The following is a 16891-nucleotide window of genomic DNA, read 5'->3' as shown; positions in this document are numbered from 1 at the left end:
ACTCGGGCGGTCGTCCAGGTGGCGGCCGTCGACGTGGCGGCCGTCGAGACGGCAACTCGCTGACAACTCCGCGTCAGCCTGCAACCGGTTTGTCAGCGAGATGTAGTCTCGGCGCGGCCGCCGAGCCGAGCCCCGCCAGGCCCGACGACCTCAGCGCACGCCCAGATCCGCGGATGCCGCGCCCTCGAGCCGCGTGCCGTCCGAGGCGTAGCGCGAGCCGTCGACGGGGCTGTCCCACGAGCGCTCCGCGTCGTTCCAGGTGAGCGGGGCCGGGGCCACCACCGCGCGCGTCTGTCCCTCGATCGTCGACACCGCCGCGGTCCGCAGCCCCTGCCGCGACACCACCCCGGCTCCCTCGGCCGGTCGCTTGACCGGTGCGGGCGCCGCCGCGGCGAAGGCGCCCGCTGCCACGCCCACCCGACGTGCGGCTTCGCCGACGCCCCGGCCGAGGTCGGCGGGAACCGTCATGCGCGTGCCGATCGTGCGCATCCACTGCGGCCGGTCGCTGCGCGAGACGCCGCGGATCTCGTCGGTCAACCGCATCGCGGCGGCGGGGGCGTTGGTCAGGCCCCACCCGGCGTATCCGGTGGCGAAGCGGAGGCGTCCGAGGCCCCTCGGCATCCCTCCGACGAAGGGCACGAGGTTGTGCGACTGGTAGTCCTGGCCCGACCAGCGGGCGATCTCCGCGCCCACCGGGAGCGTGCGGCGTGCCCAGGCGGCGAGCCCCTCGGCGAGCGCGACCTCCGAGGGCGCCGAGCCGACCGGATGCCGTGCCCCGGTCACCAGCAGAACGCCGCGCCCGAACGACGACGGTGCCGCCACGATGCTGCGCCCGTCGGCGCCGACCTCGCTCCACATGCCGCCGGGGGCCTCGGCATCCCCCGCCATCTCGAAGGCGATCGCCCAAGAACGCAGCGCCCGGGTCTTCAGGTCGTACAGACCGCGGCGGGCGATGGGCGTACCGGTGGCGAGAACGACGGTGTCGCCGAAGATCGTGCCGTGATCGGTGTCGGCGCGACCGGCGGGCAGAGCGTGCACGTCGGTCACGCGGACGCCCGTGTGCAGCGTCGCCCCGGCCGCCAGGGCCGCCTCGGCGAGGGAGCGCAAGAGTGCGACGGGGTCGAGGGCGAGCTGGTCGTCGAGGGCCAGGGCACGCACAGCGGTGCGGCCGCCGAGGTCTGCGGGGCCGTCTTCGCGGATGGGCAGCCCGGCCTCGCGCGCCGCATCGCGTACCGCGTCGAGAGCGGTATCGCTGGCAAGACCCCGCCCGAAGGTGAAGGCGGTGCGCCGATCGGCAGCGGCGCCGGCGCGCTCGGCGAGCCACTCCTGCCCCGCGCGGTTCGCGTCGACATACGCCTTCACGAGTCCGGCCGGATGGTGGGCGCGGAGCGCCGCGAGGGTCGTCCCCTGCAGAACGGATGCCATACCCACCGACGCCCCGGTCGCCCCCTGCCCCACGCGGCCTGCGTCGACCACCGCGACATCGACCCCCGCCTCGGCGAGCATCACGGCGGTCGAGAGGCCGGTGATCCCGGCGCCGACGATGACCACGTCGTGCCGGGTGTCGGGTTCGAACGGCGTCCCGTCGACGGGCGTCTGGTCGCGGTGCCACAGGGAGGAGGTCATGCGTTCATCCCATCGCGGGCGCGAGGGTCTCGGTATGCGGTTGCCACCGTCGCCCCGATCATCTACGCGACGCCCGCGTAACCCGACGCCGCACGCGGGCGGCCCGCGGATAGGCTCGGGGCGTGACCGACAGCGCCGCCCCCTCGAGCCGCACCGCCGTCGTGTCCGCGGCTATCGACCTCTTCGTCGAGCACGGCTACGACCAGACCTCGGTCGAGCAAATCGCGCAGGCGGCCGGGGTGTCGCGATCGACGTTCTTCCGGCAGTTCGGCGGCAAAGAAGACGTCGTGTTCGCCGACCACGAGGTGCTTCTCGCCGAGACGCGCGCGTATCTCGCCCAGGCGCACGACGATCCGTGGGCGGCCGTGTGCGAGGCGTCGGTGCGCGTGTTCCGGCACTTCGCCGCCGACCCCGAGGTCGCCCGACGCCGCTACGCCATCGTGCGGCAGATCCCGGGCCTTCGCGACCGCGAGATCGTCACGGTGTTCCGCTACGAACGCCTCTTCGACGAGTACCTGCGCGAAGCGCTCCCCGGTCTCGACCCCCTGGATGCCGTCGGCTTCGCGGCCTCGGTCACGGCGGTGCACAATCACGTGCTGCGCCGATTGATGCGGGGGGCTCGGGTGCCGGCATCCATTCTCCGTCGCGCTCTCGACGACGTGCTGCGCCGCTACGGCGTGCACCCCGACGGCGATGACGCGGCCGGCGACGACCTGATCGTCGCGGCGTTCCCCCGTCGCATGCCCGCCGCGGAAGTCACGCGGCGCCTGCGCGGGGCGCTGGGCGACTGACGCGCGGGCTTCGCGGGGGCCGTCCCTCGCGTGCCCGCCCGCCCGCCCGCCCCACCCGTTGAGTGTCCAAAACACCCGGACGTTGCGAAAAATCGTCTGGGTGTCGTGGACACTCAATGTCCAATCACGCACCGCCATCGCGGGGCGAGGCCCCTGCGTTGAGTGTCCAAAACACCCGGACATTCTGAAAAACCTTCCGGGTGTCGTGGGCACTCAACGTCCAATCACGCACCGCCATCGCGGGGCTCGACGTCGAATGACGCACCGCCATCGCGGGGCGAGGCCCCTGCGTTGAGTGTCCAAAACACCCGGACATTTTGAAAAATCGTCCGGGTGTCGTGGACACTCGACGTCGAAGCGGGCCCGGTCATCGCGGGGCGCGCGACACGGCGCCGCGCGCACCCGGGCGCGCATCCGAGCATCCGCCCGAGCGTTCGCCGCGAGTCTCTCCCGGCGCGTGACACCCAGTATCAACATGCGCGATACTGGGACCCATGACCATCGACGCCGATGCCCGCGCGCTCCCCGGAGAGCGCGTCGCCCGCTACGACCTGCTGGGCCGCCGCGACACCGACTACTACGCGGTGTTCGCCGACATCCCCGACGCCGATCGCGCGATCTGGGACACCGCCAAGGCTTTCGCCGACGAGGTCGGCACGCGCATGCAGGGCGAATGGGATGCCGCGAGCTACCCGATCGACCTCGTCCGGCGCATGGGCGAGCTCCAGCTGTTCACCGACGGCATCGAGCACGACGAGCTGCCCTACACCTCGCCGCTGGCCGCGGGCCTGGTCAACATGGAGATCTCGCGCCACGACGGCTCGCTCGCCACGGCCCTCGCCGTGCAGGGCGGACTCGCGCTGCGGACGCTCGCGCTCTACGGCTCGCCCGAGCAGCAGCAGCGCTGGCTGAAGCCCCTCGCCGACGGCACCGTGCTCGGCGCCTTCGCCCTGACCGAGCCCGACCACGGCTCCGACTCCGTCTCTCTCGAGACCACCGCCACCCGTACCGACGAGGGCTGGTCGCTCAGCGGAACGAAGAAGTGGATCGGCAACGGCGCCTCCGGCGGCATCACCTTCGTCTGGGCGCGCGTCGAGAACGAGGGCGGCGACGACCACGGCAACGTGCGCTGCTTCCTCGTCGAGCAGGACACCCCGGGCTACACGGGCACCGTCATCACCGGAAAGGTGTCGCTGCGCGGCATCCACCAGGCTCACATCGCGATGGACGAGGTGCGTCTTCCCGCGGATGCCGTGCTGCCCGGCACACGCACCTTCAAAGACGCATCGGTGGTTCTGTTCGCCACGCGATCGGGCGTCGCCTGGTCGGCGCTCGGCCACGCGACCGCCTGCTACGAGATCGCCCGGACATATGCCACCGAACGCATGCAGTTCGGCAAGCCCCTCGCCAAGTTCCAGATGGTGCAGGAGCGGCTCGCGCAGATGCTCGACGAACTCACCGCGATGCAGCTCTACTGCCGCCGCCTGGCCGACCTCGAGTCCAGCGGAGGCCTGCGTCCCACCCAGGCGTCGCTCGCGAAGTATCACAACACCCGGGCGGCCCGCCGGGTCGCCGCGATCGCTCGCGACCTGCTGGGCGGCAACGGCATCCTGCTCGAGAACGGCGTCATGCAGCACATGGCCGACATCGAGGCCATCCACACGTACGAGGGCACCGAGAGCGTCCAGGCCCTCCTGCTCGGCCGCGACATCACCGGAATGAGCGCGTTCGTCTGAGCCCGGATGCCGGCACCCCGGCGCCCGCGCGTCGAGGGGGCTAGGCGGACTCCACCGCCTCTGCGGCGGGAACCGGGCTCGTGACGGAGCGCGTCGGCAACACCACCGTCACCGTCGTCCCCAGCCCGGGGGCGCTCTCTATCGCGATCTCACCGCCGTGGGCGTCGACGATCTTCTTCACGATGGACATGCCGACGCCGATTCCCTGGATGGCGTCGTCTCGCACGACCTGAGCCCGATAGAAGCGGTCGAACACGCGCCGCCGGACGTCGGCGGTCATCCCGATCCCGGTATCGGCCACCGAGATCGACAGTTCCTCGTCGCTTCGCCGCCGCGCGCTGACCGTGACAAGTCCCCCGCGCCCGGTGAACTTCGTCGCGTTGCCCACGAGATTCTCGACCACCTGCGCCAAACGGGTCGGATCCGCCTCGATGAGAAGATCGGCGGACACGTCGGTCCGCAACTCGATACCGGCGCGCCCGGCCAACACGGTGAACGGTTCGACCGCACGCCCGATGATGGATGCGACGTCGACCTCCCGGACGTCGAGCTGCACCTGCGAATCGGCGACCGTCAGCAATTCGCTGACACGATCGAGCAAGGTGTCGGTGCTGCGCAGGATCGTCGCCAGCCACGAGTCGATCCCGAGCCTCTTCGCGTCTTCCCCGAGGACGTCGACGATCTCTTCCGTGTAGCCGATGATCGATGTGAGCGGAGTACGCAGCTCATGCGACACCGTCGTCAAGAACTCCTCGCGCACCTCGATCGCCTCTACCAGCTCGGTCACGTCGTATGCGGCGATCACCGTGCCGAGGAGGGTGCCGTCTTCTCGGTGCACGCGGCGCGACGATGCCATGATGGCGATCTGGCTGCCCGGGCGGCCGAGCCATTCGATGTGATTCGCGATGATCTCGCCCCGCAGGGCACGCGGAATGATTTGGCGCTCGAGCGGAATCCTCGTCTTCCTGTCGGCCATCAATGCGTCGGGTCCTGCATACGGGGGAACGTCGAGACGGAATCCGACGACATCGACCATCTTCGCGGCGGTCGCATTGGCGAGCACGAGCTCGTTTCGCGCGTTGTAGTACGCCACGGCTCCGCTGACGGTGTCGAACACAGAACGCAGGAGCAATTCCGCCTCGTGCGACTGCTCCAAAGCGGTGCGAAGCCTCGCCGTCGCTTCCTCCGACATTCGACGCCGCATTTCGAAGTTCCGCGAACCCAGATGGATCGCGACCGATAACCCGGTCGCGATGAAGGGGAGGGTCAGAACATTCACGAGCGCGAGGAGAGTCGTCACGGGTCGTCCGCCGAGAAGAAAGGGAAGACCGGCGATGACGATGCCGGACACGAGGATCAGCGCGAGTCCGGGCCACCCGAACCGGTACGCGATCCACGCGAAGGGGACGAGGGACAGCAGTCCCACGGACGGCAGGTACGGCAGGAGGGCGGTGCGCACGAAGGCGATGCTGACGATGTCGAGCACGGGGATGACGACGATCCACCCCGTGTGCATCCACGTCTGCCGAGGCGAGAGGAACAGGGCCGAGGCAACCGCCACCACCACCAAGCCCAGCCACAACTCCGCCGATCGTTCGAGTTCGGGAACGGCGATGAGCATTGCGACCGAGAGCAGCGTGACCCCGAGCAAGAAGGGCAATTGCAGACGCACGAACAACTGACGAGGAAGAAGGGGCGTCCAAATTGATCGATCGGGCATGCCGCCCCCTTCCGCGCGCCACAGGACGGCGCTACCTCGTGCGATTTTGCCAGCATCTGGGATGAGGTTCTTTGCGCCCGACCATCACGGTACTTTCCGGGCAAGATATCTCATATGGGAGCTTCGGTTGTGGTTGTGGACGACGACGATGACATCGCCGATCTGTTGCTGATGGGTCTCGACCGAGCAGATATCTCAGCCGTTCGGGCGAGCAACGGGGAGGAAGGCGTCGACGCCGTGCTGCGCGAACGGCCGCGCGTCGTTCTTCTCGATTGGATGATGCCCGTCATGGACGGCATCCGAGCGTGCGAGAAGATCCGGGCGACGTGCGGTATCGAGCAGCCCCGCATCCTCATGCTCACCGCCCGCGCGCAGTCGGAAGATCAGTGCCGAGCGCGCGAGTCGGGCGTCGACGCGGTCATCTCGAAACCTTTCCGACCGCGGGCGGTCGTCGCCCAGGTTCGGGAGATCCTCGAGGGTTGACCGGGGACTCCGGCGGAGCCGCGTCGCCGCGCCCTAATCCGCCTCGACACCCGGCGCAAGACACACCGGCCATGTCGGAGGTCCCCACTACCGTGTGAGCATGGGCCTGTTCTCCCGCCACCCCGCGCCGCACGACACCGTCCGTTCCGTCCCCCCGGCGGCACAGACGCCATCGAAGAGCCTGTGGTCCGACGGCTTCGGGCGTCTCGCCATCCGCGCCGTGCAGATCATCATCGTCGTGGTGCTGGTGACCGGGCTCATCTGGGGCATTCGTCAGGTCACGCTGGTGATCATCCCGCTGGTCCTCGCCCTCATCTTCGCGTCGGCTTTCGGGCCGGTCACGATGTGGATGAGGCGAAAGGGCGTGCCCGCCATCTTGGCGACGCTGCTGACGCTGCTCGCGGTCGTCGTCGTTCTCGGAGCGCTCGGCTGGCTGGTGGCGAACGCCGTCATCAATCAGTGGGACTACCTCAGCTCGCAGGCCACGCAGGGCTTCGAGCAGGCACAGGACTGGTATCACACGCTCCCCTTCGCCATCTCGCCCGACCAGGTGAATCAGGCGCTGCAGGGGGTCCAGAGCTTCGTCACGAGCTCGGAGTTCGGCACCGGAGCCCTCGCCGGGGTCAGCGCTGTCGCATCGTTCGTCACCGGCTTCGTGCTCATGGTCGTCATCCTGTTCTTCTTCCTCAAGGACGGCCCCCGCATGTGGGAGTTCGTGCTGCGCCCCTTCCGCGGCAGCGACTACGAGCGCGCACGCCGGATCGGAGACAAGACCGTCACCGTCCTGGGCTCGTACGTCCGCGGCACGGCCTCCGTCGCCGCCGTCGACGCGATCGGTATCGGCATCGGGCTGGCGATCCTGCAGGTGCCCCTCGCCCTCCCCCTGGCGGTCCTTGTCTTCCTTCTCGCTTTCATCCCGATCGTCGGCGCCGTCACCGCCGGCATCTTGGCCGCTCTCGTCGCCCTGGTCACCAACGGGCCGATCGTCGCCCTGATCGTGGTCGGCATCGTGGTGCTGGTCAACCAGCTCGAGGGCAATTTCCTGCAGCCGGTTCTCATGGGTCGCTCGATGAAGCTGCACTCCTTCGTCGTCCTGGTGGTGCTCGCCGGTGGCACCGCGATCGGCGGCATCCTGGGCACGCTCCTGGCCGTCCCGCTGACCGCCGTGGTCTGGGGCGTGATCAGCGTCTGGAACGGCGATGACAAGCCGGCCGAGTGGGCGCGCCGCAAGAAGCGTCGCAACCCCGTTCCGCTCGCCGGGGGCGAGAGCGAGGACTGACGCCGTGGGCTATGACATCCCCGCACCGATGCTGGCGAAGTCGGTGCCCCAGGTGCCCGAGCACGCCAAGGTCGCGGGCGGGTTCAGCTACGAGCCCAAGTGGGACGGCTTCCGCGCGCTGGTGTCGTGGGACGGCACCGACGTCGAGATCGGCAGTCGCGGGGCGAAGCCCCTCACCCGGTACTTCCCCGAGCTGGTCGCGGCGTTCGCCGAGATCCTGCCCGAGCCGTGCCTCATCGACGGAGAGGTTGTGGTCGCCCGCGGCGAGGCCGGCGCGCAACGCCTCGACTGGGAGGCCCTGTCGCAGCGCATCCACCCCGCGGCCTCGCGCGTGGCCCTGCTGTCCGAAGAGACGCCGGCGATGTTCATCGCGTTCGACCTGCTCGCCCGCGGCGACCGCGACCTGCAGAACGAGCCGTTCTCGGAGCGCCGCGCGCAGCTCGAAGACCTGTTGGGCACCGTGCCGCACCCCGTTCACGTCACCCGCACGACCGACGACCCCGACCTCGCGCGCCGGTGGCTCGCCGAGTTCGAGGGCGCGGGCCTCGACGGCGTGATCGCCAAGCCGCTCGCCCAGCCCTACGCCCCGAACAAGCGCACGATGTTCAAGATCAAGCACGCCCGCACGGCAGACGTCGTGGCCCTCGGCTACCGCATCCACAAGTCGGGCGAGGGCGTGGGTTCGCTCCTCGTCGGTCTGTACGACGACGAGGGTCGCCTGCACGGCGTCGGCGGTGTCTCGGCATGGACCGACAAGAAACGTCGCGAGCTCATCGACGAACTCGCCCCGCTCGTCGAGCGAGATGCCGATGGCGCCGCCGTCGTCGGCGAGACCGACCGCTCACGCTTCTCGGCGTCGAAAGACGTGTCGTTCGTCCGGCTGCGCCCCGAGCTCGTGCTCGAGGTGCGTTACGACCAGCTCGAGGGCATGCGCTTCCGCCACACCGTGCAGTTCGACCGCTGGCGTCCCGACCGCGACGCCCGCTCCTGCACGTTCACGCAGCTCGAGACGGTGTCGTCGTACGACCTGGGCGACGTGCTGGACTGAGTCCGGCGACTCCCGCACTGTCGCTCAGTCGGTGGGAGCGGCATCCCTTTCCCGCTCGGCCCGCCGTGCGATCACGACGACCCCCGCAGCCGCAGCGGCGAACATCGCCGCGAGAATGGCCCACCCGCCCGTGCCGAGATCGATCGCCGTGAGCGTCACCACGGCGGGGGCGATCATCGCGCCGACCGCGTATCCGGTGCCGTAGACGCCCTGGTAGCTGCCCATACGCTCCTGCGGGGCGAGGTCGAAGCTGAGGCTCCATCCTGCGGCGCTCGAGGTGATCTCGGCAAGGGAGTGCACGACGGCCGCGGCCAGCAGCACCACGATCACCGCTGCCACCGGGCCCCACCCCTCGCCGCCGATCCAGCCGGCGCCCGCCCAGAGCGCGCACGCCGCGACCATGAGCCACCCTGACCTGCTCATCGCGCGTCCGGCCCCGGCGAAGGTGCCGGTCCCGCGACTCATCCGCACCTGCAGCAGCACCACGACGACCGTGTTGACGAGCAGCAGTGGGCTGACGACCACGTCGGGGGCGATCGTGTGCGCGACGACCCACAGCGGCACACCGATCTCGAACACACCGAACTGGATGCCGAACACTCCCATGAGAGCGGTGAGCCACAGGAACCGCGGGTCCCGATAGGGACTCCGGCCTGCCTCGACGGGGGCGTCCGGCGCGGGTTCGGCGGTGGAGACGTCGATGCGAGCCGGGTCGAGTCCGGCCACGAGCAGCGCGGACAGCAGGAAGAACGATCCCGAGACGGTCATCGTCACGTGGAAGGCGAACGGCGTGCCGAGGGCGAGCGGGATCGCCGCGACCGCGGTGCCGATCCCGATCCCGACGTTGGTCACGGTCCGCATGGCGGCACGGATGCGCACGCGGTCGTCTCCGCGGAACGCCCGCCCGACCACGGACGAGCGCACGCTCCCACCGCCCTGCTGTGCGAGCAGCACGAGCGAGGCGACGATCACGAGCGAAGCAAGATCCCTCACGAAGAGGTAGCCGATGAGCGCCGCGCCCTGAACGACGTGCAGCACGATCAGCATCATCCGTGCGCTGAAGCGGTCCGAGAGGTGACCGAAGGCGAGCGAGCTGGCCACGCCGACCGCCCCGGCGATGGTCAAGCCGATACCGACCGTCACGGGCTCGAGTCCCACGATGAGCGTGAGATACAGCGTCGTCAGAGTGAAGAACGCGCCGCGTCCGAGGGTGTCGACCAGCGTGATCGTGAGCAGGCGGCGCAGGGTCTTGTCCGTCTGCACGAGAACTTTCAGGGGGGCGGCGGGGATCGTGCTGGTCACCCCTCCATTGATCCAGTCGGCGGAGAGGCGTTCAATCGATGTAGCGTGGGGCTTCATGATCCGGTACGAGCTGGAGGCCGCCGACATCTCGGCAATCCGTTTCGGTATCTCGCCGCTGTCGGAGCTGGGCCTCGGACTCCGCGCCCTGTCGCAGCCGGAGGGGTACCCGCTGCAGGCTCCGTGGCTCCGGCAGATCGCAGACGTGCGCCCGCTCCTGGATCTCGAGGTGCTGCTCGCGCTGATTAATGACCGCAAGTGGACGGCCGACTTCGTCAACCCGCGGCCCGCCTCCCCTCTTACGTCGTTCGACGACGAACTGGCGGAGCTCGGCCGCATCTCGCGGGCGCGCTTGCACACCGATCTCGAGCGGGTGCACGGGGAGGTGCCGACGGTTTTCCGCGGGCGCCACGATCTCGTCGTCGCTCGTCTGCAGCGAGCGCTCGCGACCACGTGGGACCTCTGCTTCGCGCCGCACTGGGCGCGCATGAGCGCGGTCCTGCGCTCCGACATCGCCTACCGTGGGCGCGTCGCCGCGCAATCCGGCATGGGTACGGTCCTCAACGGCCTGTCGGATGCCGCGCGCTACGACGGACGACACCTCGACGTGCGGTTGTGGAACCCCGAGGTTCGCCGCCGACCGGTCCTCGGCGAAGGCCTCACCCTCGTCCCGTCGATCTTCACCGTCCGGGTGTCCACGCCGATCGACGACGACCTCCCTCCCACGGTGATGTACCCCGCGCGCGGGCAGGGGGCGATGTGGTCCACCAGCGCGCAGCCCGCACCCGACGCCGTCGTCGACCTGCTCGGTCGCACGCGCGCGACACTTCTCGTGGCGCTGGGTGAGCCGGCATCCTCCACCGATCTCGCCCTGCAGCTCGGTGTCTCGACCTCCGCGATCAACCAGCACCTGCGCGTGATGGAACGCGCGGGGCTCTTGAACCGCACGCGATACGGACGCGCCGTGCTCTACTACCGCAGCGCCGCGGGCGACGCGCTGAACCCCTAAGCGTCTGGGGCCTTCGCCCGCGAGGGCTGCACGCGCGGCGGCTCACCCGGCATCTTCGGGAACTCGGGCGGGAACGGCAGCTCGCCCAGCCCGGCGTCGAGGTCGCGCTGCCACCATTCCAGCAGCGTGTCGATGCGTCCGGGCTTCTCGCTGAACCCCGCCCACGGATCCCCGACCGTGTCCAACCGCTCGGGAATCGAGCGCACGGTGAACGCGAGCGGGTCGAGGCCGTCGAGCTCGTCCCACGACACCGGAGTCGACACGGTCGCGGTGGGCAGAGCCCGGGGCGAGTACGCCCCCGCCATCGTCCGGTCGCGGTTGGCCTGGTTGAAGTCGACGAAGATGCGCTGACCCCGCTCTTCCTTCCACCAGCTCGTGGTCACGGCATCCGGCATCCGTCGCTCCAGTTCGCGCGCGGCGGCGATGACCCCGTGCCGGACGTCGAGGAACTCGTGCGTCGGCTCGATCGGGCAGAACACGTGCAGGCCGCGGTTGCCGCTGGTCTTGATCCAGGCCTCGAGGCCCGCTTCGCGAAGGACCGTACGCAGTTCGTGCGCCGCGCTGACCGCCTCGGCGATACCCGTTCCCGGCTGCGGATCGAGGTCGATACGCAACTCGACGGGGTGGTCGGCGTCGCTCGCGAGAGAGGCCCAGGGGTGGAACACGATCGTGTTCATCTGCGCGGCCCACACCGCCGACGCGATCTCGCCGAGGAAGAGCTGCGGATGCCGGCGCCCGCTGTTGTACGTCACAGTGACGGCCTCGACGAAGTCGGGCGCCCCCTTCGGCGGGTTCTTCGAGAAGAAGGCCTCGCCTCCCACCCCGTCGGGAAAACGCTCGAGCGACACCGGCCGATGCCCGTTCGCCGCGATGAAGGGGTCGGCGACGGCGATGAGGTACTCCGCCAACTCGCGCTTGGTGATCCCCACCTCGGGCCACAGCACGCGATCGGGGTTCGAAATGCCCACCTCCCGATCGCCGTCGGGGCCCGGCACGGTCAGCGTGATGCGGGGGGATGCCATGTCCCGACGCTAGTGCGCGGGCGACGGTCGTGTCTGCCGGGTTGCGCGAGAGGGCGGAAGCCGTGGTACCCCGGAGACGTCTTCGAGCAGAGCGGGCGCCGCCTCGCTGTCCAGCCCGAGTCTTGGCATCCGGCAGCCGTTTACGCTCGGACCATGACCTCCGCAGCCGCCCGGACCGCCCTCGACATCGCCGACTGGCGCCGACGCGTCTTCGCGCTGTACGACGCGGTGCGCGAAGCCGACGACCCCGAAGACGCCCACGAGCTGTGGCGCATCGAGCGCGACGCGCTGTTCGCCGATCATCCGGCCACGCCGTTGCTCCCCGAGCAGCGCGACGGCTTCGTCGGTCTGCCGCTCGCGCCCTACGACGCCGCGTGGCGCTTCGAGGTTCCCCTGCTCGACGCCGACGAGGCCTCGTTCGTGGCCACGACCGGCACCGACGGCGAGGTCGGCTTCGAACGCATCGGTCGTGTCGAACTGCCCGAGACCGGATCCCTCGACGTGTGGCGGCTGACGTCGTACGGCGGCGGGCTGTTCGTGCCGGTTCGGGATGCCGCGGCCGGCCGCCCCGGGGGCACCTACGGCGGCGGGCGTTATCTGCTCGACACCATCAAGGGCGCCGATCTCGGCCGGGGCGCCGCGCCCGACACCCTCGTCATCGACTTCAACTTCGCATACAACCCCTCGTGCGCGTACGACCCGATGTGGGCCTGCCCGCTGGCCCCGGCCGGCAACGTGCTCCCGGTGGCGGTGCCGGTCGGCGAGCTGTACGGGGTCTGACACGAACGACGGCGGGCCGCCCCGAGAGGGAGCGGCCCGCCGTCTTGTCGTCGAGTCAGGCGGTGGGCTCGGAGCCCTCTTCCGCCAGAGCGATCACCGGAGCGAGCTCGTCGCGGTCGATGCGGATCCACGGGCCGGCAGGATCGATCAGGATGCCGGTCAGTGCGGCGTCGCCGGCCAGAGCCTTCGCGAGCTGTGTGCGCTGGATGGGCAGCGGCTGGTCACCGCGGCCGAGGGCGAGAAGTTCGAGCGGGTGCGTGAAGACCTCGAGGAAACGTTCGCCCGTGGCTGACCGCGACTCGGCGACGCCGATCGGACCGCCCTCCTCGGAGCGGTTCACGCCGATCCACAGGGGAGCCTCGGCGACGATCGCGTCGACGATCTTCGACGCGGTGGAGTCATCGCGCGTCTCGCACAGGGCAGTCTTGATGCGCAGTTCGGGGTCGACCTCGGCGACCATGCGCTCGAGGAGAGCCTTGGGCAGCACGGCGCGGTTCGGCTGGGAGGCGGGGTCGAGGATGATGCCCGCGTAGGGACCGGCGAGCACGTGACGCAGCAGCGCCATGACGGGCTGGCCCATCGCAGACGTATCGCGGTCGCCGTCGGCATCGACGCTGGCACGCAGGGCGAGTCCGCCGCTGTAGGCGAGGACGAGCTGCTCGTCACCGTTGTTCGCGACGGCGAGCGGGAGGTCCTTGCCCTCGGCGAGGAGCGCTCGGGCGTCGCCCTTCACGCGGAGGAAGACGTGCCCCTGCAGCAACTGCCGCGCGATGTTGAGCAGCTGAGCGGGCTCGGGCTGCCCGTCGACCTCGGCGAGGGCATTGCCGAGCAGGACGTTGTCGCGAAGGCCCGGCACCGTCTCGGGTGCCTCGGGGGCCTCCATCGCGCCGGGCTGGCGTGCCGAGGGACGAGCTGCCACGGGCGGAGCCGACGAGGGCTCGGGAGTGTCGGGGCCGGCGCCCACCCCGCGGAACGACGACATCGAGATGCCCACGGTCGGGGCGGCTTCGGCCGGAACCTCCGCGGCCGGAGCGGCATCGCTCGGGCCCGCGGGATCGACGGGCTGTTCGCCCGGCTCGATCGCGGTGTCGGGCCGGTCGGCCGATACGTCGTCGGAGTCGGACTTCTTGCGGCGCGAGAAGAGAGCCATTGCGCAAGCCTATCCGGGCGGTCCGCGGGCCGGGCCCGGCGGGGTGCCGCGAACGGCGTCCGCGCCCCGGTCGAGGCCGCGACCGCATGGCGTTCCTGCGCGGGACGGCGCCTGCGGGCACCGATAAACACGATCAGCGCCGATAAACGCGAGGAGCACGCGTTTCCGCGCGTGGATCGCGTTTCTGCGTGGGATGGATTAGCGCGAGCGCCACGCCGCCGCGCTCGCGCTGGCACCCCCACCCGCGCACGCGCACGGCACGCGCACGCGCCGCCGTACTCACGCCCGCCGCACCCGCGCCCGCGCCTCCGCGCACCCACGCACGCCGCACCCGCGAACGCGCACGGCACGCGCCCGGCTTACACCCGCGGCCCCCCGCCCGCGCACGCGCACACGCCCGTGGCACCACACGCCGGGCACGGCACGCCGGCTGCCCGGGCCAGGAGCCCGCGAACCGCCTCGCGACGCGTTCTACAGCTTGGTGATGGGCGCGATCTTGACGAGCAGCTTCTTCGGCCCGACCGTGTCGAAGCGCACGTGCGCCACGCGCTTGGCGCCTTCGCCGGTCACGGCGTCTACACGGCCCTCGCCGAAGTCGTCGTGACGGATGCGGTCGCCCGACGCGAGCTGCATGTCGCCGTTGTCACGGACCTTCGCCGGGATGCGGTTGGGGAACTTGCTCGGGTCGGCCGGCGCGCGCTTGGGCAGCGGCACGAGGTCGTCGCCGTAGCGGTTACCCGCGCTCCCGGCCTGGCCGGGCCGTCGTCCGCGGGCGTTGAGCGCACGCGACTGCGAGCCCCCGCGGCCGTTGACGTCGCCGGGCGACTGCCGCCAGTCGATGAGGTCGGCGGGGATCTCCTGTAGGAACCGGCTGGGCATCGCGACCGTGACCTCGCCGAACTGCGCGCGGGTCATCGCGAGCGAGAGGTGCAGACGCTTGCGGGCGCGGGTGATGCCGACGTAGAACAGCCGGCGTTCCTCCTGCGGCCCGCCCGGCTCGTTCGCCGAGATGCGGTGCGGGAGCAGGTCTTCTTCGACGCCGGTGAGGAACACCGCGTCGTACTCGAGGCCCTTCGCCGTGTGCAAGGTCATGAGCGACACCGAGCCTGACGCGTCGTCGAGGTCGTCGGCATCGGCCACGAGGGTGACCTCGGTGAGAAAGTCGATGATCGTGCCCTCGGGGTTGTTGCGCGCGAACTCCCGCGTCACCGCGACGAGCTCGTCGAGGTTCTCGAGACGCGCCTCGTCCTGCGGGTCTTTGCTCGCGCGCAGGGCATCGAAGTACCCGCTCTTGTTCAGCAGCAGCGTGAGACCCTCGGTGACCGAGGTGGAGGGAGCGAGCTCTCCGGATGCCGGGAGCATGACCGCCGTGGCCTCGGTCAGCACCGCGTCGAGCTGGTCGATGGCCTTCTGCAGCTTGGGGCCGACGCCGATCTGGGCCGAGTTGGCCAGGGCATCGCGGAAGGTGATCCCGTGCTCTGCGGCGTAGCGGGCGATGGCCGTCTCGGTGACGTCGCCGATACCGCGGCGCGGCCGGTTGAGGATGCGCCGGAGGGCCATCGAGTCGGCGGGATTGGCCACGGCGACGAGGTATGCGAGGGCGTCTTTGATCTCGGCGCGCTCGTAGAACTTGGTGCCGCCCATGATCTTGTAGGGCACGGCCGAGCGGATGAAGATCTCTTCGAGCGCACGCGACTGCGAGTTGGTGCGGTAGAACACCGCGACGCCAGAGTAGTCGACGCCCTTCTTGTGGAGTGCCTCGATCTCGTCGGCGACGAACTGCGCCTCATCGTGCTGCGAGTAGCCGGTGAAGCCGATGATCGGATCGCCCGCGCCGACGTCGGTCCAGAGCTTCTTGTCTTTGCGGTCGAAGTTGTTTGAGATCACCGCGTTGGCCGCGGAGAGGATGTTCTGCGTGGAGCGGTAGTTCTGCTCGAGCAGTACGACCTTGGCGCCCGGGTAGTCGCGCTCGAACTCGCTGATGTTGCGGATGTCGGCGCCGCGGAACGCGTAGATCGACTGGTCGGAGTCACCGACGACGGTGAGGGATGCGGCGTCTTCGCCCGCCGGCTCGGCGTCGAAGATCATCATGCCGCCCGACGAGAACGGCTCGGCGTCGGCGCCGGGAGGCCGTGTCAGCTCGTGGATGAGCGCGTATTGCGCGTGGTTGGTGTCCTGGTACTCGTCGACCAGGATGTGCCGGAACCGCTTGCGGTACCGGTCGGCCACCTGCGGGAACGCCCGGAACAGGTAGACGGTCTGGGCGATGAGGTCGTCGAAATCGAAGGCGTTGGCGCGCTGCAGCTCGCGCTGGTACGAGCCGAAGATCTCGACGAACACGCGCTCGGCCGGGTCGCTCATGTTCGCGGATCGCGCGTAGGACTCGGCATCCGCCAGCTCGTTCTTCAGCTTGGAGATGCGGCTCTGGGTACCAGCCGGGGTGAGGCCGAACGAGTCGCCCTCGTGCTCTTTGACGAGACGCTTGATGAGGGCACGCGAGTCGCCGGAGTCGTAGATGGTGAACGACTTGGTGAAACCGAACTGCTCGGCCTCGCGGCGGAGAATGCGCACGCAGGCGGAGTGGAACGTCGAGATCCACATGCCGTCGGCCTTCTGACCGATGAGCTGGTGCACGCGCTCGCGCATCTCGCCCGCGGCCTTGTTCGTGAAGGTGATCGCGAGGATCTGGCTGGGATACGCCTCGCGCGTGCGCAGCAGCGAGGCGATGCGCCGCGTGAGCACGCTCGTCTTACCGGAGCCCGCGCCCGCGACGATGAGCAGCGCCTGGCCGCGATAGGTCACGGCCTCGCGCTGCGGACCGTTCAGCCCCTCGAGGAGGTCGGCGTCGGGTCGGGATGCCGACGGTCCGGGACCGTCGACGATGAGGGGCGTGGAGGCGTCGGTCATGGCGGGGTCAAGTCTAGGCGGGGCCCCCGACATCGGCCCCG

Annotated in this window: 13 protein-coding genes; 7 read left to right on the top strand and 6 right to left on the bottom strand. The window is 69.9% G+C overall.

Annotation, left to right across the window (positions count from 1 at the left end):
• Nucleotides 1–150: 150 nt before the first annotated feature.
• A complete protein-coding gene (locus tag QE416_RS08545; protein WP_307315270.1) occupies nt 151–1626 on the bottom strand; it encodes an FAD-dependent oxidoreductase in 1476 nt (491 codons plus the stop codon).
• A gap of 122 nt (nt 1627–1748) precedes the next feature.
• On the opposite strand from QE416_RS08545, the gene QE416_RS08540 reads away from it, so the two are divergent.
• Together QE416_RS08540 and QE416_RS08535 are read left to right on the top strand one after the other, a co-directional pair.
• Nucleotides 1749–2417, top strand: a complete 669-nt coding sequence (locus tag QE416_RS08540; RefSeq protein ID WP_307315268.1) for a TetR/AcrR family transcriptional regulator — start codon at nt 1749–1751, stop codon at nt 2415–2417.
• A gap of 494 nt (nt 2418–2911) precedes the next feature.
• Nucleotides 2912–4153 carry an acyl-CoA dehydrogenase family protein gene (locus tag QE416_RS08535; RefSeq protein ID WP_307315265.1) on the top strand — a complete coding sequence of 414 codons (1242 nt, stop codon included), beginning with the start codon at nt 2912–2914 and terminating at the stop codon, nt 4151–4153.
• A gap of 40 nt (nt 4154–4193) precedes the next feature.
• Here QE416_RS08535 and QE416_RS08530 read toward each other — a convergent pair whose 3' ends face one another.
• Nucleotides 4194–5873, bottom strand: a complete 1680-nt coding sequence (locus QE416_RS08530) for a cell wall metabolism sensor histidine kinase WalK (RefSeq protein WP_307315262.1) — start codon at nt 5871–5873, stop codon at nt 4194–4196.
• 135 nt (nt 5874–6008) lie between these two features.
• Between QE416_RS08530 and QE416_RS08525 the strand changes: the two genes are divergently transcribed.
• The 3 genes from QE416_RS08525 (at nt 6009) to QE416_RS08515 (ending at nt 8683) form a co-directional block, all read left to right on the top strand.
• Entirely contained in the window at nt 6009–6356 is a 348-nt protein-coding gene (locus tag QE416_RS08525) for a response regulator (RefSeq protein ID WP_267786222.1), read from the top strand.
• Between the two features lie 100 nt (nt 6357–6456).
• On the top strand, nt 6457–7635 hold the full coding sequence (locus QE416_RS08520) for an AI-2E family transporter (protein WP_307315256.1): 1179 nt from the start codon (nt 6457–6459) through the stop codon (nt 7633–7635).
• A 4-nt stretch (nt 7636–7639) separates the two neighbouring features.
• A complete protein-coding gene (locus QE416_RS08515) occupies nt 7640–8683 on the top strand; it encodes an ATP-dependent DNA ligase (RefSeq protein ID WP_267786219.1) in 1044 nt (347 codons plus the stop codon).
• A 24-nt stretch (nt 8684–8707) separates the two neighbouring features.
• On the opposite strand, the gene QE416_RS08510 is transcribed toward QE416_RS08515, so the two are convergent.
• Nucleotides 8708–9985, bottom strand: a complete 1278-nt coding sequence (locus tag QE416_RS08510) for an MFS transporter (RefSeq protein ID WP_307315252.1) — start codon at nt 9983–9985, stop codon at nt 8708–8710.
• A 55-nt stretch (nt 9986–10040) separates the two neighbouring features.
• On the opposite strand from QE416_RS08510, the gene QE416_RS08505 reads away from it, so the two are divergent.
• Nucleotides 10041–10991, top strand: a complete 951-nt coding sequence (locus tag QE416_RS08505; protein WP_267786216.1) for a helix-turn-helix domain-containing protein — start codon at nt 10041–10043, stop codon at nt 10989–10991.
• Here the strand turns inward: QE416_RS08505 and ligD are convergent.
• Nucleotides 10988–12013, bottom strand: coding sequence for a non-homologous end-joining DNA ligase (gene ligD / locus QE416_RS08500; RefSeq protein ID WP_307315249.1), 1026 nt, complete (start codon nt 12011–12013; stop codon nt 10988–10990). The genes QE416_RS08505 and ligD overlap by 4 nt on opposite strands.
• Before the next feature lie 153 nt (nt 12014–12166).
• Between ligD and QE416_RS08495 the strand changes: the two genes are divergently transcribed.
• On the top strand, nt 12167–12793 hold the full coding sequence (locus tag QE416_RS08495) for a DUF1684 domain-containing protein (RefSeq protein ID WP_267786214.1): 627 nt from the start codon (nt 12167–12169) through the stop codon (nt 12791–12793).
• A 55-nt stretch (nt 12794–12848) separates the two neighbouring features.
• Here QE416_RS08495 and QE416_RS08490 read toward each other — a convergent pair whose 3' ends face one another.
• Together QE416_RS08490 and QE416_RS08485 are read right to left on the bottom strand one after the other, a co-directional pair.
• Nucleotides 12849–13943, bottom strand: coding sequence for an SseB family protein (locus tag QE416_RS08490; RefSeq protein WP_307315246.1), 1095 nt, complete (start codon nt 13941–13943; stop codon nt 12849–12851).
• 471 nt (nt 13944–14414) lie between these two features.
• A complete protein-coding gene (locus tag QE416_RS08485; RefSeq protein ID WP_210072253.1) occupies nt 14415–16850 on the bottom strand; it encodes an ATP-dependent helicase in 2436 nt (811 codons plus the stop codon).
• Between the last annotated feature and the right edge of the window lie 41 nt (nt 16851–16891).

The sequence above is a fragment of the Microbacterium sp. SORGH_AS_0421 genome (assembly GCF_030818635.1).
Taxonomy (GTDB): domain Bacteria; phylum Actinomycetota; class Actinomycetes; order Actinomycetales; family Microbacteriaceae; genus Microbacterium.
This window is presented reverse-complemented; position numbering and strand designations above follow the sequence as displayed.

Bases quoted from the DNA above. Each gene is read 5' to 3' on its own strand.
- QE416_RS08545 (WP_307315270.1), bottom strand. From the start codon at position 1,626: ATGACCTCCTCCCTGTGGCACCGCGACCAGACGCCCGTCGACGGGACG.
- QE416_RS08535 (WP_307315265.1), top strand. From the start codon at position 2,912: ATGACCATCGACGCCGATGCCCGCGCGCTCCCCGGAGAGCGCGTCGCC.
- QE416_RS08530 (WP_307315262.1), bottom strand. From the start codon at position 5,873: ATGCCCGATCGATCAATTTGGACGCCCCTTCTTCCTCGTCAGTTGTTC.
- QE416_RS08520 (WP_307315256.1), top strand. From the start codon at position 6,457: ATGGGCCTGTTCTCCCGCCACCCCGCGCCGCACGACACCGTCCGTTCC.
- QE416_RS08505 (WP_267786216.1), top strand. From the start codon at position 10,041: ATGATCCGGTACGAGCTGGAGGCCGCCGACATCTCGGCAATCCGTTTC.
- ligD (WP_307315249.1), bottom strand. From the start codon at position 12,013: ATGGCATCCCCCCGCATCACGCTGACCGTGCCGGGCCCCGACGGCGAT.
- QE416_RS08495 (WP_267786214.1), top strand. From the start codon at position 12,167: ATGACCTCCGCAGCCGCCCGGACCGCCCTCGACATCGCCGACTGGCGC.
- QE416_RS08490 (WP_307315246.1), bottom strand. From the start codon at position 13,943: ATGGCTCTCTTCTCGCGCCGCAAGAAGTCCGACTCCGACGACGTATCG.
- QE416_RS08485 (WP_210072253.1), bottom strand. From the start codon at position 16,850: ATGACCGACGCCTCCACGCCCCTCATCGTCGACGGTCCCGGACCGTCG.